General features: G+C 54.7%; 19 protein-coding genes and 1 tRNA gene. 12 read left to right on the forward strand and 8 right to left on the reverse strand.

Going from position 1 to position 18,044, the window contains the following annotated elements; genetic code table 11:
- Position 1 precedes the first annotated feature (1 nt).
- The 4 genes from tssF to ACX9GT_RS06420 are packed head-to-tail and all read left to right on the forward strand — an operon-like array spanning position 2 to position 6,539.
- Positions 2-1,888, forward strand: coding sequence for a type VI secretion system baseplate subunit TssF (gene tssF / locus ACX9GT_RS06405; protein WP_473190324.1), 1,887 nt, complete (start codon positions 2-4; stop codon positions 1,886-1,888).
- Positions 1,885-2,922: a type VI secretion system baseplate subunit TssG gene (gene tssG, locus ACX9GT_RS06410; RefSeq protein ID WP_473190325.1), complete on the forward strand. Its 1,038-nt coding sequence runs from the start codon at positions 1,885-1,887 to the stop codon at positions 2,920-2,922. The genes tssF and tssG overlap by 4 nt, the downstream gene beginning before the upstream one ends.
- 32 nt (positions 2,923-2,954) lie before the next feature.
- Positions 2,955-5,576: a type VI secretion system ATPase TssH gene (tssH, locus tag ACX9GT_RS06415; RefSeq protein WP_473190326.1), complete on the forward strand. Its 2,622-nt coding sequence runs from the start codon at positions 2,955-2,957 to the stop codon at positions 5,574-5,576.
- Between the two features lie 18 nt (positions 5,577-5,594).
- Complete coding sequence (locus tag ACX9GT_RS06420; RefSeq protein WP_473190327.1) at positions 5,595-6,539, forward strand: serine/threonine protein kinase; 945 nt, start codon at positions 5,595-5,597, stop codon at positions 6,537-6,539.
- Here ACX9GT_RS06420 and ACX9GT_RS06425 read toward each other — a convergent pair.
- The 5 genes from ACX9GT_RS06425 to ppiB all read right to left on the reverse strand — a co-directional run bounded on the left by ACX9GT_RS06425 (position 6,520) and on the right by ppiB (position 10,315).
- On the reverse strand, positions 6,520-7,221 hold the full coding sequence (locus ACX9GT_RS06425; protein WP_473190328.1) for a fimbrial biogenesis chaperone: 702 nt from the start codon (positions 7,219-7,221) through the stop codon (positions 6,520-6,522). The genes ACX9GT_RS06420 and ACX9GT_RS06425 overlap by 20 nt on opposite strands.
- 149 nt (positions 7,222-7,370) lie before the next feature.
- Positions 7,371-8,438, reverse strand: coding sequence for a 5-(carboxyamino)imidazole ribonucleotide synthase (purK, locus tag ACX9GT_RS06430; RefSeq protein WP_473190329.1), 1,068 nt, complete (start codon positions 8,436-8,438; stop codon positions 7,371-7,373).
- Positions 8,435-8,959 (reverse strand): 5-(carboxyamino)imidazole ribonucleotide mutase, encoded by a 525-nt coding sequence (gene purE / locus ACX9GT_RS06435; protein WP_473190330.1) that lies wholly within the window; start codon positions 8,957-8,959, stop codon positions 8,435-8,437. Before purE ends, purK begins: the two co-directional genes overlap by 4 nt.
- 128 nt (positions 8,960-9,087) lie before the next feature.
- A complete protein-coding gene (locus ACX9GT_RS06440) occupies positions 9,088-9,810 on the reverse strand; it encodes a UDP-2,3-diacylglucosamine diphosphatase (protein ID WP_473190331.1) in 723 nt (240 codons plus the stop codon).
- Positions 9,811-9,820: 10 nt separating this feature from the next.
- Entirely contained in the window at positions 9,821-10,315 is a 495-nt protein-coding gene (gene ppiB / locus ACX9GT_RS06445) for a peptidylprolyl isomerase B (RefSeq protein WP_459399561.1), read from the reverse strand.
- Positions 10,316-10,552: 237 nt separating this feature from the next.
- Here ppiB and cysS point away from each other — a divergent pair, with 237 nt between their 5' ends.
- On the forward strand, positions 10,553-11,938 hold the full coding sequence (cysS, locus tag ACX9GT_RS06450; protein ID WP_473190332.1) for a cysteine--tRNA ligase: 1,386 nt from the start codon (positions 10,553-10,555) through the stop codon (positions 11,936-11,938).
- A 69-nt stretch (positions 11,939-12,007) separates the two neighbouring features.
- On the opposite strand, the gene ybcJ is transcribed toward cysS, so the two are convergent.
- Positions 12,008-12,220, reverse strand: a complete 213-nt coding sequence (ybcJ, locus tag ACX9GT_RS06455) for a ribosome-associated protein YbcJ (protein ID WP_473190333.1) — start codon at positions 12,218-12,220, stop codon at positions 12,008-12,010.
- 11 nt (positions 12,221-12,231) lie between these two features.
- The gene (gene folD / locus ACX9GT_RS06460; RefSeq protein WP_473190334.1) at positions 12,232-13,098 is read right to left on the reverse strand and encodes a bifunctional methylenetetrahydrofolate dehydrogenase/methenyltetrahydrofolate cyclohydrolase FolD; all 867 of its coding nucleotides are present in this window, start codon (positions 13,096-13,098) and stop codon (positions 12,232-12,234) included.
- Between the two features lie 241 nt (positions 13,099-13,339).
- On the opposite strand from folD, the gene ACX9GT_RS06465 reads away from it, so the two are divergent.
- From ACX9GT_RS06465 to ACX9GT_RS06495, 7 genes are all read left to right on the forward strand, one after another.
- The gene (locus ACX9GT_RS06465; RefSeq protein ID WP_473190335.1) at positions 13,340-13,549 is read left to right on the forward strand and encodes a hypothetical protein; all 210 of its coding nucleotides are present in this window, start codon (positions 13,340-13,342) and stop codon (positions 13,547-13,549) included.
- A gap of 212 nt (positions 13,550-13,761) precedes the next feature.
- Positions 13,762-13,838, forward strand: a tRNA-Arg gene (locus ACX9GT_RS06470).
- Between the two features lie 163 nt (positions 13,839-14,001).
- Positions 14,002-15,216: a tyrosine-type recombinase/integrase gene (locus ACX9GT_RS06475; RefSeq protein ID WP_473190336.1), complete on the forward strand. Its 1,215-nt coding sequence runs from the start codon at positions 14,002-14,004 to the stop codon at positions 15,214-15,216.
- Positions 15,217-15,690: 474 nt separating this feature from the next.
- Positions 15,691-15,888, forward strand: coding sequence for a helix-turn-helix transcriptional regulator (locus ACX9GT_RS06480; RefSeq protein ID WP_473190337.1), 198 nt, complete (start codon positions 15,691-15,693; stop codon positions 15,886-15,888).
- A complete protein-coding gene (locus tag ACX9GT_RS06485) occupies positions 15,888-16,304 on the forward strand; it encodes a hypothetical protein (protein WP_473190338.1) in 417 nt (138 codons plus the stop codon). The genes ACX9GT_RS06480 and ACX9GT_RS06485 overlap by 1 nt, the downstream gene beginning before the upstream one ends.
- A 14-nt stretch (positions 16,305-16,318) precedes the next feature.
- Positions 16,319-16,921, forward strand: a complete 603-nt coding sequence (locus ACX9GT_RS06490; protein WP_473190339.1) for a BRO-N domain-containing protein — start codon at positions 16,319-16,321, stop codon at positions 16,919-16,921.
- A complete protein-coding gene (locus ACX9GT_RS06495; protein WP_473190340.1) occupies positions 16,921-17,106 on the forward strand; it encodes a DUF4222 domain-containing protein in 186 nt (61 codons plus the stop codon). The genes ACX9GT_RS06490 and ACX9GT_RS06495 overlap by 1 nt, the downstream gene beginning before the upstream one ends.
- Positions 17,107-17,640: 534 nt before the next feature.
- On the opposite strand, the gene ACX9GT_RS06500 is transcribed toward ACX9GT_RS06495, so the two are convergent.
- Positions 17,641-17,844, reverse strand: a complete 204-nt coding sequence (locus tag ACX9GT_RS06500) for a YlcI/YnfO family protein (RefSeq protein ID WP_473190341.1) — start codon at positions 17,842-17,844, stop codon at positions 17,641-17,643.
- Positions 17,845-18,044: the final 200 nt, after the last annotated feature.

Below are 18,044 nucleotides of genomic sequence, written 5' to 3' on the forward strand. Positions count from 1 at the left end.
CATGGACAGTAAACTGCTTGAGTACTATAACCGTGAGCTGCTCTATCTGCGCGAAATGGGCGCGGAGTTCGCCGAAAGCTACCCGAAAGTGGCGGGCCGCCTGGGGATGCAGGGGATTGATGTTGGCGATCCTTACGTTGAGCGCCTGATGGAAGGCTTTGCCTTTCTCACTTCGCGCATTCAGCTGAAGATGGACGCCGAGTTCCCGCGTTTCTCGCAGCGGATGCTGGAGGTGATTTACCCCAATTACCTTTCGCCAACCCCGTCGATGGCGGTGGCCGAGCTGCACCCGGATGGCCGCAAAGGCAACATTAACGCCGGTTTCCTGGTGCCGCGCGGTACGGTGATGACCTGCGACACCTTCAGGAAGAACGGGGTGGTCTGCAAGTACCGCACCGCCCATGACGTGATGCTTTATCCGCTCAGCATCAACCAGGTTTCGTTGGGCGCGCTGCCCGCCGATATCGTCAGCACCGCCAAGTTTAACCGTAACGCCAGCCGCCATGCGCTGCACATCCGCCTGCGGCTGGACGATAACGTCACCTTTGACAGCCTGAATCTGGATAAACTGATGTTCTACCTCAGCGGCCAGGATCTGGAAGCCATGCAACTGCTGGAGCTGCTGATGCAGCACACCACCGGGATTATCTGCCAGCCGGTGGGCGCGGTTCCCCAGCAGCGCCTCTATCTGCCGAAAGAGCGGCTGAACCATGAAGGGTTCGACGCCGATCAGGCACTGTTACCCGATGATCTGCGCAATTTTGACGGTTATCGCCTGCTGCAAGAGTATTTTGCCTTTCCCGCCCGTTTCCGCTTTTTCAGCATCTCTGGGCTGGCCGCGCTGTTTGGCGCGGGCAAAACGCAGAATGCCAGCGTGCGGGAGTTTGAGATCGTTCTGCTGCTGGATAAAGAAGTCCCGTCGTTGGCCAAGCGCGTTGACGCCAGCCACCTTTCGCTGCACTGCACGCCGGTGATCAACCTGTTCCCCAAGGTGGCGGAGCGCATCACGCTGAATGATAAAACCAATGAATACCATCTGGTGGTGGATAATATTCAGCCGCTGGATTTTGAGGTGTTCTCCGTGCAACGGCTGTGGGGCACCCCGGCCAACAGCCAGCAGGAACAGGAGTTCCGGCCGTTTTATTGCACCCAGGGGCGCGACGGGCAGAACTACGGTGCCTATTTCTCCCTGCGCCGTTCGCCGCGCCCGCCTTCGGTACAAAGCCAGCGCCAGGGGACACGCAGCAGCTATCCCGGATCGGAGGTGTTTCTGTCTCTGGTTGATGCCTATCACACCCCTTGGCGCAACGAACTGGAGTACATCACGGCAGAAGTGCTGGTCACCAACCGCGATCTGCCCCTGTTGCTGCAACGGCAGGAGGCGCTCTCTTTTGTGGTGGCCGACTCGATCCCGCTGCGTCAGGTGACGTTGAAAACCCCGCTGTCACCGCCGCGAGAGGCGCTGGCGGAAGGCCGCATCTCCTGGGGGTTGATCAGCCAGTTGCAGTTGGATTATCTCAACCTGATGGAAGGGGATGACGAACAGGGCGCACGGGCGCTCAGGGAGCTGCTGACGCTGTACGCCAAGCTGGATGAACCGCAGATTACCAAGGAGATCAAAGGGGTGCAGCACTGCCGTCTGTCGCCTGCTTATCACCGTGCGCCAGCACCTGGGCCGATCGTGTTTTCACGCGGCGTCGCCATTGCGCTGACCATCGATGAACAGGCGTTTTCCGGCAACACGCCTTACCTGCTCGGCTGCGTGCTGGAGCGCTTGTTCAGCCGGATGGTGACGATGAACACCTTTGTGACCACCTCACTGAGCACCCCGCAGCGCGGTAAGATCGCCCAGTGGACGCCGCGGATTGGCAGGAGAACCCTGATTTGAACACTCGCAGCAACCAGCGCCTGCCGGAGGATTTCTGGACCTCGCTCACCGAGCACCCGTATGAGCACGATCTGTTTCAGATCCTGCGGCGCCTTGACGCGCAGGGCGGGCTCGACTGGCCTCTCGGGCGCGCACCGCATCCGCGCCAGGAGCCGATCCGCCTGGGGCAGCAGCCTTCGCTGTCGTTCGCGCCCTCCACGCTGGCCAGCGCCGGGCCAGCCAATAATTCGCCGTCATACCAGTTGCTGATCTACAGCTTCGGGCTGTTCGGCCCCAACGGCCCGCTGCCGCTGCATTTTACCGAATATGTGCGTGAACGTTATCTGCACAATCAGGACCGGACGCTGCTCGACTTTATCAATCTGTTCCACCATCGCCTGATCCTGCTGTTTTATCGCGCCTGGGCCAACAGCCAGCCCACCGTTTCGCTCGATCGCGAAGACAATCAGTCCTTTACCCGCTACCTTTCCTCGCTGGTGGGCTTGGGCGCAGACTCATTGCGCCCAAGGGACAGCCTGCCCACCCACGCCAAATACTATATGGCGGGGCACCTGGTGCGGCAGGGGCGCGATGCCGAAGGGCTGGCCAAGATCCTGCGTTACTACTTTCAGGTGCCGGTGCGCATCATCGAGAACATTCCCGTCTGGTTGGCCATTGCCCCGGAGCAGCAGACGCAACTGGTGGCGGGCCAGGCGCTGCAACTGGGGCGCGATGCGTTTCTTGGCCGCGCCGTGCGCGACGTTCAGCACAAGTTCCGCATTGAGCTGGGGCCGATGTCGCTGGCGGAGTATCACCGCTTTATGCCCGGCGGCCCGCAGGCGATCGCGCTGCGCGACTGGGTGCGGCACTACGTCGGCATCGAATATATCTGGGATGTGCGCCTGATCCTGCGCAAGGAGGAAATCAGCAGAGCAACGCTGAGCGGCGGGCAGCGCCTTGGGTTGAGTAGCTGGTTACGTGATGCGGAAGGTGACAACGATGCGGGCGATCTGATTTTTTCACCCGAGCCGCTCGAAGGTCAGTATTGCCATTAACATTCGTTAAAACAAATCATTAAGGTGTAAGCATGAGAGAGATCAGCCGCGCAGTTCTGTTTGGCAAATTAAACGGCCTGTTACTCAGCAGCCTGGAAAATGCCACCTCATTTTGCAAACTCAGGGGCAACCCCTATGTTGAACTGACCCACTGGATCCATCAGTTGCTACAGCATCCAGACGGCGACTGGCAGCAGATTATCCGCCACTTTGGCATCAATGCGGGCAAGCTGGGTGAGGATGTAGTTGCCGCCATCGATCGGCTGCCGCGCGGTGCCAGCTCGGTGTCGGATCTGTCGGAACATATCGACAGCGCCGTTGAACGTTCGTGGGTTTACAGTTCGCTAAAATTCGGTGCCCAGCAGATCCGCGGCGGCCACTTGCTGTTGGGGATGCTGAATACCACCAATCTGCATAATCAGCTGTTGGCGATTTCGCCCTGCTTCAGCCAGATCAACAGCGAAAACCTGTTGCAGCAGTTTGAGGCGATCCTGGTTTCTTCTTCTGAAACCGCGATGGCCGCCGCGCAGAGCAGCAGCGCTTCGGCATCACCCCGCAGCGGTGAAAGCATGCTTGAGCAATACGGCAGCAACCTGACGGAAAAAGCGCGCCGTGGCGAGCTGGATCCGGTGACCGGGCGTGATGAAGAGATCCGGCAAATCGTCGATATCCTGATGCGCCGTCGGCAGAACAACCCGTTGCTGACCGGCGAGGCCGGCGTGGGGAAAACTGCGGTGGTGGAAGGGCTGGCGGCCTATATCGCCGCGGGCGATGTACCGCCTAAACTGCGTGACGTCACGCTGTATCAGCTGGATATGGGGATGTTGCAGGCGGGAGCGGGTGCTAAGGGCGAGTTTGAGCAGCGCCTGCGCGCGGTGATTGACGAGGTGCAGTCCAGCCCGTCGCCGATCATCCTGTTCGTTGATGAAATCCACACGCTGATCGGCGCAGGCGGCGCGCAGGGCACCGGTGATGCGGCCAACCTGCTGAAACCCGCTCTGGCGCGTGGGCAGTTGCGCACTATCGGTGCTACCACCTGGTCGGAATATAAAAAATACATCGAAAAAGATCCGGCTTTGACGCGCCGCTTTCAGGTGGTGCAGGTACTTGAACCTGATGAGAATAAGGCGGTGCTAATGCTGCGCCACCTGCGCCACACGCTGGAAAAACATCACCAGATCATCCTGCTGGATGAAGCGGTAGAAGCGGCGGTGCGCCTTTCCCACCGCTATATTCCTGACCGCCAATTGCCAGACAAAGCCATCAGCCTGCTGGATACCGCCTGCGCCAGGGTGGCGGTCAGCCAGCACGCCGAGCCGGGCCGGGTGGAAAGTTGCCGCCGCCATATTGAAGCGCTGGAAACCGAACTGGAAGTCGCGGTGCGTGATGTGCGCATCGGGGCCGGTGATGCGCAGCGCCCAGAGCAGATCAAACAGCAGTTGGCGCAGACGCAGCAGCAGTTGGCCGCTCTGAACGCCCGTTGGAACGACGAGCGGGTGCTGGTGAACGAGATTATCGAACTGCGCGCCAGAATCTATCGCCCCGGTGAAATAGCGGATGACGAGGATGCATTGCGCTCGGATCTCAACGAACTACAACAACAGTTGGCTGCGGTGCAGGGGGACGATCCGCTGTTGTTCTCCTCGGTAGATGCCAACACCATCGCCTCGGTGGTGGCCGACTGGACCGGCATTCCGCTGGGCCGCATGATGAAAAATGAAGTGGAAGCGGTGCTCAAACTGGCAGACAGCTTAAACGAACGGGTGATCGGCCAGAAACACGGTCTGGAACTGATCGCCCGCCGCCTGATTACCTCGCGCGCCAGCCTGGATGACCCGAACAAGCCCATCGGGGTATTTATGCTGTGTGGCCCCTCCGGCGTGGGAAAAACCGAAACCGCCCACGCGCTGGCAGAAAATTTCTACGGCGGGGAGCGCAACGTTATCACCATCAACATGAGTGAGTTTCAGGAACCGCACACCGTGTCCACCCTGAAAGGCGCGCCTCCCGGCTACGTGGGTTACGGCGAAGGAGGTGTGCTGACCGAAGCGGTGCGCCGCCGCCCTTACAGCGTGATCCTGCTCGATGAGATCGAGAAAGCGCACTCCGACGTGCATGAGATCTTCTATCAGGTGTTCGATAAAGGCTGGATGGAAGATGGCGAAGGGCAACGCATCGATTTCCGTAACACCATCATCATTCTCACCTCCAACGTGGGCAGCGAGGTGGTGAACGCGCTGTGCGCCGATCCGGCCCTGCTGCCGGAATGTGAGCAACTCACCGCCGCGCTGCGCGATACCCTGCTGCGGGCGTTCCCTGCCGCGCTGCTCGGCCGGTTGAACGTGATCCCTTACTACCCGCTGAGCGACGCGGTAATGGGGGATATCGTGAAGCTGCAATTGGAGCGGATCCGTAAGCGTTTGCAGGAAAGCCACCACATGACTTGCTCGTTTGATGATGAGGTGATCCAGCAGATCGTCAACCGCTGTACGGAGGTGGAGTCCGGCGGGCGGATGGTGGATACCATCCTGACCAATACCCTGTTGCCACAGATCAGCCATCGTTTGCTGACCGCCAGTACCGAGTTGCAGCAGTTCCGCCACCTGCATATCAGCTATGGCGATAAGGCCTTTGTCTATGACTTCCGTGCGTAATCAGACGGAGAACCGGCCGTGCTGACAGAGTATGAAGGGTTGGCCACGGAGGTGTTCGGGTGCGGCGCTCAGGCGCTGCCTCCGGGCTATCGCTTTGCACAGTTAGAAATTCAGCAGGTGATCGGCGAAGGCGGCTTCAGCATCGTTTATCAGGCTTTCGATCACCGGCAGCAGCGTTTTGTCGCCGTTAAGGAATATATCCCTACCACGATCGCGATGCGCAACGATGATGGCTCGGTGACGCCGCGCAACCCTTTCCTGCTGCCGACGTTTAACGCCGGGCGGGACTATTTTCGTCAGGAAGCCAAAATACTCGGCAGCCTTGCTCACCCCTGTATACCGCCGCTGTTGGATTTCTGGCAGGAAAATGGTACCGCCTACATCAGTACGCCGCTTTACGGCGGCACCACCCTGAAAAAATGCTATGCGCAAAACCCTGCGATGGTGACCGAAGTTTGGCTCAGAACGTTACTCGCTTCGCTGCTGCATACCGTGGCGGCGGTGCATCAGCAGGGCTGCCTGCATCGGGATATTTCATGGGATAACATACAGGTTGAGGAGCACCATCAGCCGATTTTGCTGGATTTCGGCTCCGCCTGCTTTCTGGCAGCGGATGGCCAGAAAAAGACCAACATCGTGTTAAAACCCGGCTTCTCCGCGGCGGAACTCTATTGCAACACCGGCGGATATGCCCACGGCCCCTGGTCCGATATCTATTCCATCGGTGCGCTGGTGTCTACGCTCATCACTGGCCGTTTACCGCCGGTTAGCCTGACGCGCTGCATTGAAGACACCTATCAACCCTTGGCACAGCGACAACTGCCCGGTTATTCCCTGCCGTTTTTGCGAGCCATCGACGGTGCGCTTGCGGTTAACCCGGTCGATCGGCCACAAGATATCGCTGCCTTGGCTCGGTTATTGGCTATCAACTTGAACGGAGAGGTTATTCAACCACCGCATTGAAGGGATTGATGCTCCCGTAGTCGTTGACAAAGCTGCCGCTAACCTTGTTGCCAGCCTGGGCTGGCAGATCTAATACCAGCGTGGAATAAGGGGCTACTATGGTTCCTTCGAGTTTTTTGCCATTGACCGACATATTCGCGAAAGAGACGTAATAGGGCGTAGGGTTGTTGGCTTGCATGCGGCGGCTTTGGGTACTCCAGGTGATCGCTTTGGCAGCATTATTGGCATCACCTTGCAAACCTGCCGGGCGATAGAACAGTTTGATACGGCTACGGTAGGCTATCTGCGGGCGTTTGGCGTTGGGCTCTATCTGGCCCTTGGACGGGATTTCCAGCACGTTCAGCCAGAACAGCGACTCTTTATCCATCGGCAGATTGTTACCGGTGTAGTTGATGCGCAGTATCTGGCTTTTACCCGGTTCGAGTGGGCTTGTCGGTGGGCTTAAAAAGAAGGGCACTTTGCTGGTGGCCGGTTTGGCGTCAGCATCGCCATCATCGATCCAGTTTTGTAGCAGCACGGAGGATGAACCAACGTTTTGGACGTAAAGATTGACGTCTTTGGCATTCGACAGATAAATCACACGGGTACCGTTAAGTAATATGTCGGCCGGGGCAGCGGTACTGAACAGGGCAACCATGGCGAAAGTACAAGTCTGACGTCTATTGGGCGAAAAAAGTTTCATAGAACACTCCTGGCTCAGATGCAGGGATACACAGACTGACTACTGAATAGAATAGACGATGTTGAATTAGGCAAAGCCGTATTGAAGAGGTATTTGCCCCCGTAAAGGGGGCGATTGGCTGGTTTGAACGGAGGGGATTTGGGGAGCCATTACCCCAGCTTTTGTTGCGCCCAGGCCAAACCACTTTGGTATTCGGCTGGCAGCAAGGGTGCCAAGGCTTGCAATGCCTGCTGTAACGATGCGGCATCGGGATCGTTGAGATTCAAGTGCCCAACCTTGCGGCCTGCGCGCACCTCTTTCTCATACCAGTGCAGATGCACCAGCGGCAGAGCCAGCCATTGCAGATTCACCGCCGTGCCAATCAGGTTGACCATCACCGACGGCGTATTGACCACCGGCGTGGGCAGTGGCAAATCAAGAATGGCACGTAAATGCAGTTCAAACTGGCTGATCGATGAACCGTTCTGCGTCCAATGCCCGCTGTTGTGTACCCGTGGTGCCAGTTCGTTGATCAACAGGCGATCGCCGACGATAAAGCACTCCATCGCCATCACGCCAACGTAGTTCAATTCATTGAGGATCGCCGACAGCATCTGCTCAGCCTGCTGCTGCAACGCCGGGTTTGGCTGCGGCAGAACCACGCTGGTGCGCAGGATGCCGTCTTCATGCAGATTGTGGGTCAACGGATAGAACACCGACCGGCCATCATGGCCGCGCGCGCCCACCAGAGACACTTCGCCAGAGAAATTGATCCCCTGTTCGACAATACATTCGCCGTAAGCATCGGCCGGTAACTGGTTTTGCTGGCCTGGGCGTAAACGCCACTGCCCACGACCATCGTAACCGCCGACGCGGCGTTTAACGATCGCCAATTCACCCAAATTGGCAAACACCTGTGGCCATTGATCGCTGCTTGCCAGCAGTTGCCACGGGGCGGTAGCCAGATTAAGTTGATCGAGCAGTTGTTTTTGCGTCAGGCGATCGGCCAAACGTGGGAAAATATCGCGGTTGACGAAGTTGCTGTGGGTGGCGAGTTCGCGCGTTAGCGCGGTTTCTGGCCAGCGTTCGATCTCGGCGGTGATCACGCTGTTCTGATAGGGTACCGCTTCCGGTTCGGCGTCGATGCCTACCGGATAAACCGCAATCCCCAGTGGTTCGCCAGCCTGACGCAGCATGCGCCCCAGTTGGCCATTACCCAGTACGCAAACCGGCTTCATGCTTCCTCCCGCGGGTCTGGGTTATTCAGCACATCGTCAGTTTGCGCTTGACGCCAGGCGGCTAAACGCTGTGCCAGTGCTGCGTCGTGCAATGCCAGGATTTGCGCCGCCAACAAGCCAGCATTCGCCGCACCGGCTTTACCAATCGCCAGCGTGCCGACGGGAATGCCGCGTGGCATCTGCACTATCGAATACAGGCTGTCGACGCCGCTCAACGCGGCGCTTTGTACTGGAACACCCAGCACCGGAACCAGCGTTTTCGCCGCCAGCATGCCCGGCAGATGCGCTGCACCACCGGCACCGGCGATGATCACATCCAAACCCTTGGCGCTCGCCTGTTCGGCAAAGCTGAACAGTTTGTCTGGCGTGCGATGGGCGGAGACGACTTCGACATGGAACGGGACATCGAGCATAGTCAGGACTTCGGCCGCAAACTGCATGGTGGCCCAGTCACTTTTTGATCCCATTACAATTGCGATTTTAACCTCAGCATTGGTGGCTGAAGCAGCGTTGGCTCCCATGTGGGTATGGCTCCTGTCGTTGTACAGATGTCGGCCCGGCAGGCCGGATGAGGGCCTAGAGCATATCATGAGTGTATGGCGAGGAAAACGGTTGCGTCGTGGGTTTTGCCGTCAAAAGTACCGAATTGTCAGAAAGGGAATGCGATCAGTTCAACGGCTTCTGGCGTCACTTTAATCATTGAACCTTCCACATGCCAGGCTCCTAGCACCGCACGCTGGGCCTTGCCCGTACTCAGCGTAAGCGGATGGATCGCTGGGCGATGGGTGTGCCCGTGGATCAGCCAGTGTACGTTGTGGTGCAGCATCGCTTGCTCAACGGCCTGTGGATTAACGTCCATGATCGCTTCAGACTTATACTGATTGGTTTGTTGGCTGCGCGCGCGCATTTTGGCGGCGATATTCAGACGCCAGCGCAACGGCAGAACCAGAAACAGCTTCTGGATCCAGGTGTTATGCACTTTACGGCGGAATTCCTGATACGCTTGATCGTCGGTACACAAAGTATCGCCGTGCATGATCAGGATTCTGCGGCCATACAGCTCAACCACCTGTTGTTCCGGCAGCAGGATCATGCCGCTGGCCTGGGCGAAACGCTCGCCGAGCAAGAAATCGCGGTTGCCGTGGATAAAGTAGCAGGGGGTGCCAGCCAATTGCAGCGCTTTTAACGCCGCGGCGATTTCACCGTGCAAAGGTTCAGGATCGTCGTCACCAATCCAGGCTTCGAACAGATCGCCCAGAATGTATAACGCATCGGCGTGAACGGCTTCACGCTGCAAAAAACGCAGAAAACCGGCAGTGATTGCCGGTTCCTGTGCGCATAGATGCAAATCTGCGATAAACAGTGTGCTCATGCGGCGGCGATTACTCGCTGATGGTAACGCTGGTGATCACCACATCTTCCACCGGCACGTCCTGGTGCATGCCGCTGCGGCCGGTTTTCACGCCTTTGATTTTGTCGACCACGTCCAGGCCTTCTGCCACTTCGGCGAACACGCAGTAACCCCAACCCTGGGCGTTTTCGCCACGGAAGTTCAGGAAGTCGTTATCCACCACGTTGATAAAGAACTGTGCGGTAGCAGAGTGTGGATCGTTGGTACGCGCCATCGCCAAGGTGCCACGAGTGTTTTTCAGGCCGTTGTTGGCTTCGTTTTTGATGGTGGCTTTGGTGTCTTTCTGACGCATGCCAGCTTCAAAACCACCGCCCTGCACCATAAAGCCGTTAATCACACGGTGGAAGATGGTGTTGTCGTAAAAACCTTCACGGCAGTAGCTCAGGAAGTTTTCAACGGTAACCGGCGCTTGCTCAGCGAAGGTTTTGATAACGATGTCGCCGTGATTGGTGTGGAAAGTAACCATAGTTTAGTCCTAACAAGATGAAGTGAGATTTCACATCTGAGGTGAACGATCAGACCGGCTTTATAACATATCTCAATGAGTGAGTCAGCAATCGAACCCATGGGCGGAACTCTGATTTTATGCCGCTTTCTGTCGCTGAAATCAGCAATCCTTGGGCTTAACCTTGCATTAGCTCAGCCTTTCGGGTTTCAATACGTGGGTTAACCCGATCAACATTGCACACCACGGAATACCCTGATGCTAAAGATCTTCAATACCCTGAGTCGTCAAAAAGAGGAATTCAAGCCTATTCATGCCGGTAACGTGGGCATGTACGTGTGCGGGGTAACCATTTATGACCTGTGTCACATCGGCCATGGGCGTACCTTTGTGGCTTTCGACGTGGTGGCGCGCTACCTGCGTTATCTCGGCTATTCGCTCAACTATGTGCGCAACGTCACCGATGTGGACGATAAAATTATCCGCCGCGCGGCAGAGAACGGCGAAACCTGCGATCAACTGACCACGCGGATGCTGGCAGAGATGCATGCGGATTTTGATTCGCTGCTGATCGAGCGCCCGGATCTGGAACCGCGCGCTACGCACCACATCCATGAAATTATCGAGATCACCCAGCGTTTGATCGCGCGCGATCACGCGTATGTCGCCAGCAACGGCGATGTGATGTTCTCTATCGACAGCGATCCAGACTACGGCTTGCTGTCGCGTCAGGATCTGGAGCAGTTGCAGGCCGGGGCGCGTGTTGAAGTGGATGACGTGAAACGCAACCCGATGGACTTTGTGCTGTGGAAAATGTCCAAACCGGGCGAACCAAGCTGGGAATCCCCGTGGGGCGCTGGCCGCCCAGGCTGGCACATTGAGTGTTCGGCGATGAACGGCAAACAGCTTGGCACCCATTTCGATATTCACGGTGGCGGTTCCGATCTGATGTTCCCGCACCATGAGAACGAAATCGCCCAGTCCAGCTGTGCGCATGACGGCCCGTACGTCAATTACTGGATGCACTCCGGTATGGTGATGATCGATAAAGAGAAGATGTCCAAGTCATTGAACAACTTCTTCACCATTCGCGACGTGCTGGCCTATTACGACGCAGAAACCGTGCGTTACTTCCTGATGTCTGGCCACTATCGCAGCCAGTTGAACTACAGCGAAGATAACCTGAAGCAGGCGCGTGCCTCTCTGGAGCGTTTATACACCGCGCTGCGCGGCACCGATGTTAATGTGCAGCCTGCCGGTGGTGAAGCCTTTGAAGCCCGCTTCCGCGAAGCGATGGACGATGACTTCAATACGCCAGAAGCCTATTCAGCGCTGTTTGATCTGGCGCGTGAAGTGAACCGCCTGAAGAGCGAAGATTTGGCGGCGGCGAACGGGCTGGCGGCAGAACTGCGTAAGTTGGCGAAGGTGTTGGGCCTGTTGCAACAGGATCCTGAGCAGTTCTTGCAAAGTGGTGCGCAAACCGATGATGCAGAAGTGGCCGAAATTGAAGCACTCATCAAACAGCGTAAAGATGCACGTCTTGCCAAAGATTGGGCGTTGGCCGATGCGGCCCGCGACCGTTTGAATGAGATGAACATCGTGCTGGAAGATGGCCCGCAGGGGACGACCTGGCGCCGTAAATAGCGTAAGAGCGAGATAATGAAAAAGCCGGGGAGCGCGAGCCACCCGGCTTTCTTTTTGCTGCTTGAACGATCAGGCTTTGACCGTGACGTTCATGCCTTTATAGTTGACCTTCTGGCCATCAACGATCTTGCAGCGCTTACGCGTTTCTACTTGGCCGTTAACTTTAACATGCCCTTCGGCGATCGCCTCTTTGGCGGCACCGCCGCTCTCACACCAGCCCTGAAACTTCATCAGATCGCATAGCTCAACGTGAGGGTGATTTTCCAGATTAAAAATTTCCATACTGCCTTAACTTATTTAGGTTGAACGTCGTGATATTCCTCGCAGGCTTGCAAGGTATTTTGGATCAGTGTAGCCACGGTCATGGGGCCAACGCCACCCGGAACCGGGGTAATGTAGGACGCACGCTGGCTTGCGGCTGCGAAATCCACATCGCCGACCACTTTACCACTTTCCAGACGGTTGATGCCGACATCGATCACGATAGCACCAGGTTTGATCCACTCACCCGGAATAAAGCCCGGCTTACCGACGGCGACGATCAGCAGATCGGCATGTTCGACATGGTGGCGCAGATTTTTGGTGAAACGATGCGTGACGGTGGTAGTGCAACCAGCCAGTAACAGCTCCATGCTCATCGGGCGGCCAACGATGTTGGAAGCCCCGACTACCACGGCGTTCAGGCCGTAAGCATCGATGTTATAGCGCTCCAGCAGCGTGACAATGCCGCGTGGGGTGCAAGGGCGCAGTTTTGGCGCGCGCTGACACAGGCGGCCAACGTTGTAAGGGTGGAAACCGTCCACGTCTTTATCGGGATGAATACGTTCCAGCACTTTGACATTATCGATCCCGGCGGGGAGGGGGAGTTGCACCAGGATGCCGTCAATCTCGCCGTCGGCATTCAGCTTATCGATCAGCGCCAGCAGTTCAGGTTCGGTGGTGGTGGCGGGCAGATCGTAAGAGCGGGAAATAAAGCCCACTTCTTCGCAGGCTTTGCGTTTGCTGGCGACATAAATCTGCGAGGCCGGATTCTCACCGACCAATACCACCGCCAGGCCCGGAGCACGTTTGCCTGCTGCCAGACGTTGTTTAACTTGCTCAGCCACTTCGTTTCTAACCTGCTGCGCAATCGTTTTACCATCAATAATCTTTGCTGACATCAGTGAGGAAATCCATCATTTAAGAAAAGCGGGGGAATGTGACTATTTTGTCAGAAGAGAGGCGCGCTGTCAGGCGTTGAATCAGCGTTATGCCGAGAATAGGCCGACGATTGCGTTACGATTTATAATTTTTTTATATCAACAGAGTGATCCTCTACGCTTTTTTTATCTTCTCCGCCTTACCCTTTTCTCTAGCATCACAGGGTATTTCGTTTTATCGCAGCGTTACGGAGCCTGAATCATGATGATCATTACTCGGCTTTATCCATTGCATCGACCCATTAACCACCTGCCGGATGAACAACGGCATATTGGTGAAACGGTATTTGATTCGTCACTGCATCCGGCACCGGTGGCGTTGCTGCAAATGCTGCATCAGCTAGGTAAAGTGAAGCCGGAACGCCCGTCCTTGAGTTGGCGTGTGGTGCAATGGTACAGAAAGGGCCGCTAATGAGTGGTTTTGGCCCTTGTGAGGCGTTCCGCGCGATAACAGGGATTAGCACAGGCAGATCATTGCGTTAGGGTTATCTATTACCGTTTTGTGTGCGAAAAATCACCATAAAGCACGCCTGCCGCTGCCACATCATGAAAAGGCATTGACTCGTTAACCTCTGACCGTATAATCCAACTCCGCAACCTCGGTTGCCACATCCGCATCTCAATGCGCCCTTAGCTCAGTTGGATAGAGCAACGGCCTTCTAAGCCGTAGGTCACAGGTTCGAGCCCTGTAGGGCGTACCATTTTTACTTCTCCCAACGTCTACTAAAATCTACTAAACCCCCTTATAATGCAGGCTATAGCCTTTCTAAAGTCTACTATGGTGTACTGAGTTATCTCAAAATCTACTCTCATCAGGGGGCATAATAGGGGGCATTACGTGTTCGATCTTTGAGGTGCCCCCAAATGAAGTTGAATGCAAGACAGGTAGACTCAGCTAAGCCTAAAGAGAAAACATACAAGCTCGCTGATGGCGGCGGTTTGTATTTGGAGGTTTCAACTAGCGGTTCTCGTTACTGGCGCCTCAAATATCGATTCGACGGGAAAGAAAAACGTCTTGCGTTCGGAGTCTATCCTGATGTTTCTCTTGCTGGCGCTCGATTCAAACGAGAAGAAGCAAAAAAGCTTTTGGCTGCAGGAATTGACCCTTCAGAAGAGAAAAAAGCAGAAAAACAAGCCAGAAAAGTCAATGTAGAAAATACCTTCGAAGCACTAGCAAGAGAGTGGCACGCCTACAAAGTGCCAAACTGGTCTAAGGGCTATGCCGAAGATCTGATGGAGTCTTTCGAAAAGGATATTTTCCCCTTCATCGGCAAGCGGCCCGTTGCTGATATCAAACCCCTTGAGGTTCTGGAGGCGCTGCGCAAGTTAGAGAAGCGCGGCGTTCTCGACAAGATGCGTAAGATTCGCCAAGCCTGCAGCCAAACGTTCCGTTATGCGATCGTTACCGGCAGGGCAGAGAATAACCCGGCCAGCGAGTTAGCGGGGGCACTCGCGATACAGAAGCATAAGCATTACCCGCACCTAGTAGCGGCAGAGTTCCCTGATTTTCTTCAATCCCTGAATGAGTACACCGGTAGCCCTGTAACAAAAATAGCGACTCGGTTATTACTACTGACTGGCGTCCGTACAATTGAGCTACGTGCCGCCGAGTGGGCAGAGTTCGACCTAGATAAAGGGATTTGGGAAGTACCTGAGGAAAGGATGAAGATGCGCCGTCCGCATCTGGTGCCACTTTCTGAACAGGTTCTGATCTTGCTTCGCCAGCTACAGGAAATCACAGGGCGCTTTAAGCTGGTTTTCCCTGGCCGCAATGACAGCACCAAGCCGATGAGCGAGGCGAGTATTAACCAGGTGATAAAGCGCATTGGTTATCACGGCAGAGCAACCGGTCACGGCTTCCGCCACACCATGAGCACCATTCTGCACGAGCAGGGCTATAACACTGCATGGATTGAAACTCAGCTTGCTCACGTCGATAAGAACAGCATCCGGGGAACGTACAACCACGCCCAATACCTGGATGGACGCCGGGAGATGCTTCAGTGGTACGCCGACTATATGGACAGCTTGGAGCAGGGCGGCAATGTGGTGCATGGCACGTTCGGGAAACTTGCGTAAATACCACTGGACGAGTAAACAGTGGTGATCTATATTAGACGTAGGTAGACGTTTTTTTGCTCTTTAAGTTCGTTGCGCTGAAAAGCGCGTTGCTCTTTAAACATTTTTGGTGGCCGCAGAGAATGTGGCAAATCGGTACCCGCAAGGTACCAACGTTCATTTGTAAATTTACTGCTGGTTACTCGACAGCACACTTGTGCCACCACTTCAATCGAGCGCTGAAAAGCGCATATATCTTTAAATAACCCAATTATCCCTTGCTGAAAAGTAGGTGGAAATATAGTGATATATTCGCAGATCGATAAAATAATAGTTGTAATATTTTTATAACTTATCTGAAAAATCTATTTTTTTGTTAAAAACCACACATGTATTCATGTTGTGGTTTTTGTTATATCTAAAATCTGACGAAAAGCCCTGCCAATTATGGTTGGGCTTTTTTTATACCTAAAAATTATAGTAAGGGTAAATAAAATGCCTAAATCTTTTATTCGACTACCAGAAACTATGACTCGCACTGGGTATAGTCGTTCTGGTCTTTACAAACTAATAAGCCAAGGTCGTTTCCCTAAGCCTGTAAAAATCGGTACTCGCGCTATTGCTTTCGTTGAAAGTGAGGTAAACGAGTGGATTAATCAACGTATTGCTGATTCTCGCGGGGAGGTTGCGTAATGCAAAAGAAAACCCGCACAGAGGCGGGAATTATCGGACAGATTAGCGCTTACGATAATACCGCCATCCCCGCCATCAAGCCAGCACCGAAGAAGCACCGGGCCCGCCGCTATATGTTGTTCAGCGGGGTTAATGGTTTCACTGAAAATGAAATCCTGCGTTACTGCCGCTTATCGTCAGCAAGAAACTACGCCACCGAATTAGAACGCAGGTTGGTTATCACTCTGGAACGCCTGGACGAGAAGAACCCGGACGGCATTGGTAGCCATTTCCGCTATCGCTTCACCTGCCGCGCTGACGTTCTGCGCGTGATCCAGTTGGTAAACCATAACGCCAGCGCAGGCGGCTATTGTGGCCTGTCACAGCAGGAAGTTAACGACATTCTGAGCCTATACCCGGAATTTACCGCCGCTTAATCGGAGCCTGAAAAATGAAAATCGAAAAAAGCAGATTAATTTCTGAGGAATCCCCTCAGCCTATCGGTAGCCAGAAAGCTATTTTCACCGCTGATGAAAGTGATATTTCCGTTATTAAATTCGATGGCGCTATGGTACGAATTGTTAACGTCTACGGGGATCCGTGGTTTGTTGCCTCTGATGTGTGTCAATCGTTAGAAATCAGCAATCCCACCAGCGCGGTTTCATCGTTGGATAGCGACGAAGTAATGACCCTAGTTTTAACTGAGGGTCATTCTGGTAAGCGTGGCGGTGCGCGTAGTTGGAACATGGTTGCCGAGTCTGGCTTCTACAAACTGATCGCCCGTAGCCGCAAGGCCAGCACTGCAGGAACATTCGCCCACCGGTTCAGCAATTGGGTATTTCGCGAAGTTATCCCATCCATTCGTAAAACTGGCGCATATGGTGTCCCATTCGCCTTCCTGAACGACCACAGCAAGCGTAAAGCCATATATGCCAAGAAGGCCAGCAAGCGGGGCCACGCCTTACAGTCATGCAAGGCAGAGAAGCAGGCTTTAGCGCATGAGGAAGCGGAGCTATGGCGCAAGTATCAACCGGATTTACTGGAGGTTCACTAATGACCACCAGCAAGCCGCAGCCTAACCAGCGCTACAAGGATGCCCACGGCCACCGGGTAACAGTGACCCATGCCGATTACCAGCGCGTGACGTTCTACCGCGACGGGTACGAACACCCATGCGTACAGCCGTTGGAGCGTTTCAGTAAGGATTACCAGTTGATCGCCGGGGGTAACGATGAATAGCGCAGCCTGCCAGAAAGAAGCCTTTCCCCTGGCTGGCCTATTGTCACAGCTTGGCACCGGTAATGCCTGGAACCTGTCAAAACCTGACATGCACAGCCGTATAGCTGGTGGCGCGATCCTAACAATTCCTAAGGTTTACCGTGCCGCCGAAAAGGTGATTTTTCTCACCTTTGATGATGGTGTGGAAGGTTTTTCTGACATCACCACGCTAGAGAGAAAGGATGTTTCGGAGTCCATAAAAAAGGGCAGCATTTCAAATGCCACCCTTTGGAATGGTGAGCTGCCAGATCGGGACTTTTGCAGAATGCAAAAAAGCATTCTGGAACAGAATCAATCAATTACTAACTCTGGTTTTCTGACAGAAATCAGAGAAATCAAAGGATTGGCGGTAACTACGATATTTTCGCAGTTCGGTACCAGTCGCGTCTTTAGCAAGGGGCAAAAGCGCAGCTTAGAACAGAATCAGCAGATCGCAGCGCCGCAGGTTAACCACGCCGGAAACATTGGGGGGATTACCTACGAAAATTTTGTAGGTCAGCCCTCTGGCGTGTCTTTGGCCTTCTTCCGTTGCTCACCTTTGAGCTTACGTCCGCAGGCATCCAGCACCCAGGCAGAGAAGTTGGCAGAGGGGTTTTCTGGCTTCTCTCGCTCTACGCTTGCGTCAATATCGTCTATTAGCTCGTTTGGGAACCTAATCCCTTTGTATGTCGATTTGCCGTTTTTATTCCCTGTAGCCATTTCAAAACCTATAGTTAGCGATGGTGGTGTTTATACAAAATACAACATGGGAGGAACAAAAAAAAGAGTTGATTTGTTTACACACCATGAGTTAACTTTGTTTACACACCTTATCCACAGGTGTTGCACAAATAGCGAAGCCCGGCAGTGGTGGAACACTAACCGGGCCTCTAACCACAACGATAGACTGACTATCGAGG

The sequence above is a fragment of the Serratia sp. YWN4 genome, from assembly GCF_055790845.1.

What these genes read in the sequence shown, in the direction of transcription:
- tssF (WP_473190324.1), top strand. Translation starts at nt 2, where the DNA reads ATGGACAGTAAACTGCTTGAGTACTATAACCGTGAGCTGCTCTATCTG.
- tssH (WP_473190326.1), top strand. Translation starts at nt 2,955, where the DNA reads ATGAGAGAGATCAGCCGCGCAGTTCTGTTTGGCAAATTAAACGGCCTG.
- ACX9GT_RS06425 (WP_473190328.1), bottom strand. Translation starts at nt 7,221, where the DNA reads ATGAAACTTTTTTCGCCCAATAGACGTCAGACTTGTACTTTCGCCATG.
- purK (WP_473190329.1), bottom strand. Translation starts at nt 8,438, where the DNA reads ATGAAGCCGGTTTGCGTACTGGGTAATGGCCAACTGGGGCGCATGCTG.
- purE (WP_473190330.1), bottom strand. Translation starts at nt 8,959, where the DNA reads ATGGGAGCCAACGCTGCTTCAGCCACCAATGCTGAGGTTAAAATCGCA.
- ACX9GT_RS06440 (WP_473190331.1), bottom strand. Translation starts at nt 9,810, where the DNA reads ATGAGCACACTGTTTATCGCAGATTTGCATCTATGCGCACAGGAACCG.
- ppiB (WP_459399561.1), bottom strand. Translation starts at nt 10,315, where the DNA reads ATGGTTACTTTCCACACCAATCACGGCGACATCGTTATCAAAACCTTC.
- cysS (WP_473190332.1), top strand. Translation starts at nt 10,553, where the DNA reads ATGCTAAAGATCTTCAATACCCTGAGTCGTCAAAAAGAGGAATTCAAG.
- ybcJ (WP_473190333.1), bottom strand. Translation starts at nt 12,220, where the DNA reads ATGGAAATTTTTAATCTGGAAAATCACCCTCACGTTGAGCTATGCGAT.
- folD (WP_473190334.1), bottom strand. Translation starts at nt 13,098, where the DNA reads ATGTCAGCAAAGATTATTGATGGTAAAACGATTGCGCAGCAGGTTAGA.
- ACX9GT_RS06465 (WP_473190335.1), top strand. Translation starts at nt 13,340, where the DNA reads ATGATGATCATTACTCGGCTTTATCCATTGCATCGACCCATTAACCAC.
- ACX9GT_RS06475 (WP_473190336.1), top strand. Translation starts at nt 14,002, where the DNA reads ATGAAGTTGAATGCAAGACAGGTAGACTCAGCTAAGCCTAAAGAGAAA.
- ACX9GT_RS06480 (WP_473190337.1), top strand. Translation starts at nt 15,691, where the DNA reads ATGCCTAAATCTTTTATTCGACTACCAGAAACTATGACTCGCACTGGG.
- ACX9GT_RS06485 (WP_473190338.1), top strand. Translation starts at nt 15,888, where the DNA reads ATGCAAAAGAAAACCCGCACAGAGGCGGGAATTATCGGACAGATTAGC.
- ACX9GT_RS06490 (WP_473190339.1), top strand. Translation starts at nt 16,319, where the DNA reads ATGAAAATCGAAAAAAGCAGATTAATTTCTGAGGAATCCCCTCAGCCT.
- ACX9GT_RS06495 (WP_473190340.1), top strand. Translation starts at nt 16,921, where the DNA reads ATGACCACCAGCAAGCCGCAGCCTAACCAGCGCTACAAGGATGCCCAC.
- ACX9GT_RS06500 (WP_473190341.1), bottom strand. Translation starts at nt 17,844, where the DNA reads ATGGCTACAGGGAATAAAAACGGCAAATCGACATACAAAGGGATTAGG.